The sequence below is a fragment of the Paramagnetospirillum magnetotacticum MS-1 genome (genome assembly GCF_000829825.1).
Classification (GTDB): Bacteria; Pseudomonadota; Alphaproteobacteria; order Rhodospirillales; family Magnetospirillaceae; genus Phaeospirillum; species Phaeospirillum magnetotacticum.
Map to the genome: position 1 here is coordinate 40503 of NZ_JXSL01000031.1, position 7174 is coordinate 47676.

General features: G+C 65.3%; 12 protein-coding genes and 1 other RNA gene. 2 read left to right on the forward strand and 11 right to left on the reverse strand.

The genetic code is table 11. From position 1 onward, the window contains the following. Positions 1-120: 120 nt before the first annotated feature. The 9 genes from ruvA to CCC_RS19170 all read right to left on the reverse strand — a co-directional run bounded on the left by ruvA (position 121) and on the right by CCC_RS19170 (position 4967). On the reverse strand, positions 121-753 hold the full coding sequence (ruvA, locus tag CCC_RS19135) for a Holliday junction branch migration protein RuvA (protein ID WP_041042692.1): 633 nt from the start codon (positions 751-753) through the stop codon (positions 121-123). Further along, entirely contained in the window at positions 750-1250 is a 501-nt protein-coding gene (gene ruvC / locus CCC_RS19140; RefSeq protein ID WP_009869973.1) for a crossover junction endodeoxyribonuclease RuvC, read from the reverse strand. Before ruvC ends, ruvA begins: the two co-directional genes overlap by 4 nt. Then, positions 1250-1999, reverse strand: a complete 750-nt coding sequence (locus tag CCC_RS19145) for a YebC/PmpR family DNA-binding transcriptional regulator (RefSeq protein WP_009869972.1) — start codon at positions 1997-1999, stop codon at positions 1250-1252. The genes ruvC and CCC_RS19145 overlap by 1 nt, the downstream gene beginning before the upstream one ends. Before the next feature lie 132 nt (positions 2000-2131). Then, positions 2132-2746 carry an MlaC/ttg2D family ABC transporter substrate-binding protein gene (locus CCC_RS19150; RefSeq protein ID WP_009869971.1) on the reverse strand — a complete coding sequence of 205 codons (615 nt, stop codon included), beginning with the start codon at positions 2744-2746 and terminating at the stop codon, positions 2132-2134. Between the two features lie 71 nt (positions 2747-2817). Beyond that, positions 2818-3636 carry a TIGR00282 family metallophosphoesterase gene (locus tag CCC_RS19155; RefSeq protein ID WP_009869970.1) on the reverse strand — a complete coding sequence of 273 codons (819 nt, stop codon included), beginning with the start codon at positions 3634-3636 and terminating at the stop codon, positions 2818-2820. Continuing rightward, positions 3633-4214: a 5-formyltetrahydrofolate cyclo-ligase gene (locus CCC_RS19160; protein WP_009869969.1), complete on the reverse strand. Its 582-nt coding sequence runs from the start codon at positions 4212-4214 to the stop codon at positions 3633-3635. Before CCC_RS19160 ends, CCC_RS19155 begins: the two co-directional genes overlap by 4 nt. A gap of 11 nt (positions 4215-4225) precedes the next feature. After that, a non-coding RNA gene (ssrS, locus tag CCC_RS21835) (6S RNA) lies at positions 4226-4383 on the reverse strand. A 15-nt stretch (positions 4384-4398) separates the two neighbouring features. Then, the gene (locus tag CCC_RS19165) at positions 4399-4725 is read right to left on the reverse strand and encodes a cell division protein ZapA (RefSeq protein ID WP_008621045.1); all 327 of its coding nucleotides are present in this window, start codon (positions 4723-4725) and stop codon (positions 4399-4401) included. 5 nt (positions 4726-4730) lie between these two features. Continuing rightward, a complete protein-coding gene (locus CCC_RS19170; RefSeq protein WP_009869967.1) occupies positions 4731-4967 on the reverse strand; it encodes a signal transduction histidine kinase in 237 nt (78 codons plus the stop codon). 136 nt (positions 4968-5103) lie between these two features. Here CCC_RS19170 and CCC_RS19175 point away from each other — a divergent pair, with 136 nt between their 5' ends. Both CCC_RS19175 and CCC_RS19180 read left to right on the forward strand, forming a co-directional pair. Then, positions 5104-5583: a DUF3124 domain-containing protein gene (locus CCC_RS19175; protein WP_041042710.1), complete on the forward strand. Its 480-nt coding sequence runs from the start codon at positions 5104-5106 to the stop codon at positions 5581-5583. Beyond that, on the forward strand, positions 5580-5906 hold the full coding sequence (locus tag CCC_RS19180) for a beta/alpha barrel domain-containing protein (RefSeq protein ID WP_009869965.1): 327 nt from the start codon (positions 5580-5582) through the stop codon (positions 5904-5906). Before CCC_RS19175 ends, CCC_RS19180 begins: the two co-directional genes overlap by 4 nt. Positions 5907-5910: 4 nt before the next feature. Here CCC_RS19180 and CCC_RS19185 read toward each other — a convergent pair whose 3' ends face one another. Then, positions 5911-6360, reverse strand: a complete 450-nt coding sequence (locus CCC_RS19185; protein ID WP_041042695.1) for an RrF2 family transcriptional regulator — start codon at positions 6358-6360, stop codon at positions 5911-5913. Positions 6361-6645: 285 nt separating this feature from the next. After that, positions 6646-7174 (reverse strand): electron transfer flavoprotein subunit alpha/FixB family protein (locus tag CCC_RS19190; protein ID WP_041042697.1); only part of this gene is annotated, 529 nt, incomplete at its 5' end.

Consider the following 7174-nt stretch of genomic DNA (forward strand, 5'->3'; position numbering starts at 1 on the left):
TATCGTCATCCCGGAAGCGCGCAAGCGCTGTCCGGGATCCAGGGGGCCAGACTCCGGAGGACGCGACTCCTGGGTCCCGGCTCAAGGCCGGGATGACGCGAGTGGAACGGCTCCCTGCCCTCATCCCAGCAGCCCCTTGCCCAAGCGCTTGAGCGACGCGCGGATCAGGGCCGAGGAATCGGCGTCATCGCCCAGTTCGCGAGCGGTTTCGCCCACCGCCTGAAACGCCTCCAAACGCTTATAGCCCAGATTGACCAGGGCGGAGACGGCGTCTTCCATGCGGCCCGAGGCGGCGGGCAGCGGCGCGGACGAGGCCACGGCTCCGGCGGTGGGATTGAAGCCGCCCAGCGCGATCTTTCCCGCCTTGTCCTTCAACTCGGTCAGGATGCGCACCGCCAGCTTGGGGCCCACACCATTGGCCCGGGTCAGCCCGGCCTTATCCTGCGCCGCGATGATCTGCAGAAGTTGGTCCGGCGCGGCCACCGACAGAATGGCCAGACCGACCTTGGCGCCCACGCCCTGCACGGTGGTCAGCAGGCGGAACCAGTCGCGTTCGCCGGTTTCCAGAAAGCCGAACAGCGAGATGGCGTCTTCGCGCACCTGGGTCTCGATGAACAAGGTGGCCGCCGCTCCCACCTCCAACCGCGCCAGGGTCTTGGTGGAACAGGCCACCAGATAGCCGACGCCGTTGCAATCGACCACCGCCCAGTCGTCGCCCACCGAATCGATCAGCCCCTTCAGCTTGGCGATCATCGCGCCACCGCCCTTGCCAGACGCTGTTGCGTGCCGCGGTGATGGGCGTGACAGATGGCCACGGCCAGGGCATCGGCGGCATCGGGCGTGGCAGCCAGGCAGCCGGGCAGCAGGGTCTTGACCATCATGCCCACCTGTTCCTTGGCGGCACGGCCCGTCCCCACCACCGATTGCTTGACCAAGGTGGCGGCGTATTCGCCCACCGGCAGCCCGGCCTTGGCGGGAACCAGCATCACCACGCCGCGGGCCTGACCCAATTTCAGCGTGCTGGCGGGGTTCATATTGACGAAGGTCTCCTCGACCGCCGCCTCGTCGGGTCCATATTCGGCGATGACGGCCATGATGGCGTCATGGAGCTGGACCAGGCGCTCGGACAAGGCGGCGGAGGCATCGGGACGGATCACCCCGTCGGCCACATGGCGCAGACGGTTATCGACCGCATCGATGATGCCCCAGCCGGTATTGCGCAGCCCTGGATCGAGCCCCAGGATTCTCATCAGCCCAGCTTTTCCATGATCTCATCGGGAATCTCGAAATTGGCCTGGACGCGCTGGACGTCATCATTGTCTTCCAGGGTATCGAGCAGCTTCAGCAGGGTCCGGGCGGTGTCCTCATCGGCCACCGGCACGGTGGTCTGCGGCTTCCAGTCCAGACGGGCGTATTCCGGCGTGCCGAACTTGGCTTCCAGGGCATCGCGCACCGCGCCCAGATCGTCGGGGGCGCAGGTGATCTCGTGGCCTTCCTCGTCGGATTCCACATTGTCGGCCCCGGCGTCCAGGGCGCCTTCGAACATGGCCTCGGCGCCTGCGGCAGAGGCCGGATAGCGGATGGCGCCCACCCGGTCGAACATGAAGGACACGGAATTGGTTTCGCCGAGCGCGCCGCCGTTCTTGTTGAAGGCGGTGCGCACTTCGGTGGCGGTACGATTGCGGTTGTCGGTCAGGCCCTCGACGATGATGGCCACCGAGCCGGGGCCATAGCCCTCGTAGCGCACTTCCTCGTAATTGGTGCCGTCCTCGCCACCGGCGCCACGCTTGATGGCGCGATCCATGGTGTCCTTGGACATATTGGCGGCGCGCGCCGCCACGATAGCGGCCCGCAGACGCGGATTGGCCGCCGGATCGGGCATGCCGGATTTGGCCGATACGGTCAACTCGCGGATCAGCTTGGTGAAGACCTTGGCACGCTTGGCGTCCTGCGCGCCCTTGCGGTGCATGATGTTCTTGAACTGTGAATGCCCGGCCATATTCCGCCACCAAATCCCGATGAAATGAAGATCGACCGGTGCCTATACCACATGTTGTGGCAAAGCAACAGGCATCACGCCGCCGACGCGGCATGATGCCTGTGGATCAAATCAACCCGGAGATTAAGGAGCTCAACGCCCCCCGGCCGGAAGCGCCGCGATCTTCTTGCGCATGGCGTCCAGCAGCACATCCACATTGCCGCCCCCATTGCGGATCACCGAGGTGAAGTCGGAGCGGATGGTGGTGATCAGCCCCACGCCTTCGGCCATGGCGTCGGAAATCACCAGCCGCCCCGCAAGATTGCGGGAGATGATGAAGGAAAGATCCACCCCCTCCTCTTCCTTCTGGATGATGCGGGCCTTGACCAGCACGCCGTCGGCCCGTTCCTCGCTGCCCTTCACCTCCACCTGTGTGGCACCCGACTTGTTGTCGATCAGCTCGGCATAGGTGGCGACGAAGAAAGGGACCAGCAGGGAAACGAAGCTGTCCTTTTGTTCCTGGCTGGCCTTGCGCCAGTAGCGGCCCAGGATCAGTTCCGACTCATAGGTGATGTCGCCGTATTTCGACACCAGGGCGATGATCTTGTCGCGGCTCTCCTCCCGGCTGAAGGGACCGCCCGCAAAGCTGGCGGCGGCATCGGCGATAGCCTGCTTGACCAGGGCCTCGGCCGCCGCACCGTCCTCGGCGCGGGCGGGTTGCGCCAGAAGAAGCACTCCAGCGATCAGCAGACCAAACAGACGCAGCATGATTACCGTCCTTTTCTTTTCCCAACCCGAATGGCGCCGGACCATAAAGGAGCGCCACTGACAGAAAGCTTTCACCAGTCGGGCCAGCACTCGGCCAGGCGTCCGCCCAGACGCAGCGGCGCCGCCCGCAAGGCTAGGCCCGTGCGGTCATCGGTCTCCACCATCACGCCGCAGAGCGTGCCCGGCCCTTCGGCGGGCGATAGGCGCTCTCCCGGAATCTTACGCACGAATTTGAAGATGGCGGCGTCCTTCTTCATGCCGATCACCGAATCGTAGTCGCCGCACATTCCGGCATCGGTCTGGTAGGCCGTGCCCTTGGCCAGGATCTGGCAATCGGCGGTGGGCACATGGGAATGGCTGCCCACCACCAGACTGGCGCGGCCGTCGGAGAGGTGGCCCAGGGCCATTTTCTCGCTGGAGGCTTCGGCATGGACATCGACGATGATCGCATCGACGCCGCCCGCCCCCATGCGCGCCTTGGCCAACTCCTTTTCCAGCGCCGCGAAGGGGTCGTCCAGCGGGTCCATGAACAGGCGGCCCATGACCTGGACCACCATCACCTTGCGGCCGCGCGGCCCGGCATAGATGCCCATTCCGTGGCCGGGTGTGCCTGCGGGATAATTGAGGGGGCGCAGGATTCTGGCCTCGCCGTCCAAATGGGGAATGATTTCGCGCTGGTCCCAGGTGTGGTTGCCCAGCGTGACCACGTCCACTCCGACGGAGAAGAAATCCTCGCAGATCTTGGGCGTGATGCCAAAGCCGTGCGCCGCGTTCTCGCCATTGACGACGATGAAGTCGGGGGACAGGCGGCTTTTGATCTCGGCCATGCGCCCGACGATCACGTCGCGGCCCGAGCGGCCCACCACGTCACCCATGTACAGAAGTCTCATTTGGCGGCCGTCACGATCACGCCCAGCTCCGTGGCTACAAGGTCCAAAGCGATATCCCAGGGATCGGTGGGAACCCTCTCCACCTCCTGGGCGGCAAAGGCCAGACCGATGGCGGGAACGGCGCCACGGCGGCGCAGATCGCTCAAGGTCCGGTCATAGTATCCGCCGCCATAGCCCAGACGGAACCCCCTTCTGTCGAAGGCCAGCAACGGCACCAGCAGTGCCTGGGGAACAATAGGTGACGCGGCGGAGGGATGGCGCGTGCCGTGGGGGCCTGGCTCCAGCACCTCGCCGGGGGTCCAGGGGCGGAATTCGAGGGTTCCGCCCGTCTCGGTCACCGCGGGCAGGGCCAGAAGATGGCCTTCGGCCGCCAGGGCCTCCATCAGGGGGAGCGGGTCCATCTCGCCCTTCAAAGGCCAATATCCCGCCACCACCATTTTGGGCGCGAGGCCCAGGGAATGGACCAGACCGGCCAGGGACCGGCCCGCCCCCGGATCGCGCAAGGCGGCCTCGGCCCGCGTCCGGCGGGCCAACTGTCGCAATCGGGTCTTGGTGAGGGGAGGGCTGGTCTCGGTCATGGCATCAGTGGAGCGGCGCCGCCTCGGCCGTTGGCCTGCAAGTCCTCCGTGGCCTGCTTACGCAGGTGGGTGGCCATATACCGGAACCAGGGCTCCGACAGGGACAGCCCCCGAGAGGAAGTTATTGGCCCCAGGGACATTGGCTGCCTGACGCACCGCGCAGCAGACCGCTCCGTCCCCGAAGCTAGGCCCTTTCCAGGCGCATCGCAATGGCTTCGATACGCCGGGTCAGGGAATCGATCAGCCCGGCCAGTTTGGTGTCGCCCTCGGCGGCGGCGCCGACCTCGGTGCCGATCTTGGAGAGTTCTTCGCGGGCCTCGGCCAATTCATCGGCCAGCAACAGACCGACCATGACCAGAAGGCGGGAATCGCTGACCGATCCCACCGAGGACAGCAGATGCTGGGCGCGGGCATCCACCTCGCGGCCCAGGACATGAACGCGGGCCACCTGGGAATCGTCGCAGGCGATATCGTAGACCCGGCCATTGATGGTGACGTTGACCACAGCCACGGGGCTCACTCCTCCAGTAGGTCGCGCAGACGGTCGATGGTGCTGTCCAGCCGGGCCGAGACCACGCGGGTGGTTTCCTCCAGCCGGGCATAATCGTCGCGGGCGCCGCGCAGCTCTCCGGCCAGAAGCAGATCGCCCGCTCCCACCCGTGCCGACGCGGATTCAAGACGGTCGATGGCGGCGCCCAGGCGGCGCATGGCCTCTTCGGTGCGTTGCAAGCTCTGGCCCTGGCGCTGTTCCACGATCCATCCCCATGTTCTGGAATCGAAAGCGAAGGTATGGCCGAAGCACAACGGAGTCAACAAAGGCTGGGTTGATCGGAGTTCAAGCAGACGATACCCTCGGCTAAAGACCCGATTTCCGCAAAGGATGGAAACCATGCGCTCCGCCCTCAAGGCCGCCCTTATGGCCGCTGCCATCCTTGGTCCCCAGATGGCCTGGGCCGAGCCACTATCGTCCGGCCAGACCCTTTACGTCCCGGTCTATTCCCATATCTCCCACGGCAATCTGGATGGGCGGGGCAAGGCCTCGGAACTGCTGCTGTCGTCCATGCTCAGCCTGCGCAATACCGATCCCTCCCATGCCATCACCATCACGGCGGCGCGCTATTACGATACCGACGGCAGGCTGTTGCGCGATTATCTGGCCAAGCCGCTTTCGCTTCCCCCCATGGGGTCGAGCGAGCTTTTCGTGGAATACAAGGATACGGCCGGCGGCAGCGGCGCCAATTTCGTGGTGGAGTGGAAATCAGACCGGCCGGTCAACCCGCCCCTGATCGAGACGGTCAACGCCTATTTCTTCGGCACCCAATCGGTGGCCTTCACCAGTCCCGGCCGCCCCATCTCGCCCAATCCATGACCCCTGCCGTCATCCATTGCCTGGATCAGGCCCGCGCCGTGCTGGCCCGATCCGATATCGACCGGCCGGTCAGATTGCAAAGCAGCTTCGGAGCCGCCGGTCAGCATGGGATCGGCTGGTGGCTGGCCGTGACCCGCATTCTGGCGGAAGAATTTCCCGAACACGCGATCGAGGCGGCGCTCGATTGCGCCGATTCCCCCGGCCTCGCCCTGGCGGCGCTCCGGGCTGGGGTTCCCCTGGTGCGGGCCAGCGGCCTTGCCCCTGATATGCGCAACAAGCTGGGCGACATCGCCCGCCAGATGGGGGCGCGGCTGATCGACTGACCGGTCAGATATCGTAGATCAGCACCGGTTCGGGACGGCCACGCCGATTGGCCATGTCGGCCAGGGTGGTATTGTCCAAAATGGCGGCGATGGCATCACGCACATCCTGCATGACCGCACGGATGGTACAGGCGGCCTCGTCGGTGCAATCATCGCATGCCCGATAGGCCGAGCGCGAAACGCAAGAGACAGGAGCCAGGGGACCGTCCAGCACCCGGACGATATCGCCCACCATGATGCGGGCGGCGGGCATGGCCAGGGTATAGCCCCCGCCCTTGCCCTTCTTGGAAGACAGCAGCTTCTGATTCTTCATTTCGAGAAGAATGGCGTCGAGGAATTTCTTGGGGATCCGTTCGGACTGGGCGATATCGGCGATCAGCACCGGCCCCAGGCCCTCGTGCCGCGCCAAATAGACCATGGCCTTCAGGCCGTATTTCGCCTTGCTCGACAGCATCACCACACCCGATCCATGGAACTACAGAGAAGGGGATTGGCGGAAGAGTGTCAACACCTCATGCCAAGTCTCCATGGGAGGCTTGGCAATTGGATTCGTCACCCCGGACAAGCGAAGCGCGATCCGGGGCCCAGGGGGGATGCCCAAGGCGGTGACCGTGACTCCTGGATCCCGGCTTAAGGAGCCGGGATGACGCCCCTGAATGTCGTGTCCCGTGATTGCGCGAAGAAGCAATAAAATGCGGGGGCGGGCGTGTGCCGCGCCCGCCCCCGCCAGGCTGCGGCCTCAGGGAGACTGGAGGGCCGCGGTGAACTCAGGCAACACCTTGAACAGGTCCGCCACCAGGCCGTAATCGGCGACCTGGAAGATGGGGGCCTCTTCGTCCTTGTTGATGGCGACGATGACCTTGGAATCCTTCATGCCGGCCAGGTGCTGGATGGCGCCCGAGATGCCGACGGCGATATAGAGGTCAGGCGCGACGATCTTGCCGGTCTGGCCCACTTGGAAGTCGTTGGGGACAAAACCCGCATCCACGGCGGCGCGGCTTGCGCCCACGGCGGCGCCCAGCTTGTCGGCCACGGCTTCCAGCAGATGGAAATTGTCGCCCGACTGCATGCCGCGACCGCCCGAGATGATGATCCGGGCGCTGGTCAGTTCGGGGCGCTCAGACTTGGACAGCTGTTGCCCGACGAAGGAGGACAGCGCCGGATCGGCACCCGCCGCCACGCTTTCCACCGGGGCGGAACCGCCCTGGGCGGCGGCCTCGAAGCCGGTGGCGCGCACGGTGATCACCTTGATCGCGTCCTTGGACTGC

Bases quoted from the DNA above. Each gene is read 5' to 3' on its own strand.
- CCC_RS19145 (WP_009869972.1), bottom strand. From the start codon at position 1,999: ATGGCCGGGCATTCACAGTTCAAGAACATCATGCACCGCAAGGGCGCG.
- CCC_RS19185 (WP_041042695.1), bottom strand. From the start codon at position 6,360: ATGCTGTCGAGCAAGGCGAAATACGGCCTGAAGGCCATGGTCTATTTG.
- ruvC (WP_009869973.1), bottom strand. From the start codon at position 1,250: ATGAGAATCCTGGGGCTCGATCCAGGGCTGCGCAATACCGGCTGGGGC.
- ruvA (WP_041042692.1), bottom strand. From the start codon at position 753: ATGATCGCCAAGCTGAAGGGGCTGATCGATTCGGTGGGCGACGACTGG.
- CCC_RS19175 (WP_041042710.1), top strand. From the start codon at position 5,104: ATGCGCTCCGCCCTCAAGGCCGCCCTTATGGCCGCTGCCATCCTTGGT.
- CCC_RS19155 (WP_009869970.1), bottom strand. From the start codon at position 3,636: ATGAGACTTCTGTACATGGGTGACGTGGTGGGCCGCTCGGGCCGCGAC.
- CCC_RS19150 (WP_009869971.1), bottom strand. From the start codon at position 2,746: ATGCTGCGTCTGTTTGGTCTGCTGATCGCTGGAGTGCTTCTTCTGGCG.
- CCC_RS19180 (WP_009869965.1), top strand. From the start codon at position 5,580: ATGACCCCTGCCGTCATCCATTGCCTGGATCAGGCCCGCGCCGTGCTG.
- CCC_RS19160 (WP_009869969.1), bottom strand. From the start codon at position 4,214: ATGACCGAGACCAGCCCTCCCCTCACCAAGACCCGATTGCGACAGTTG.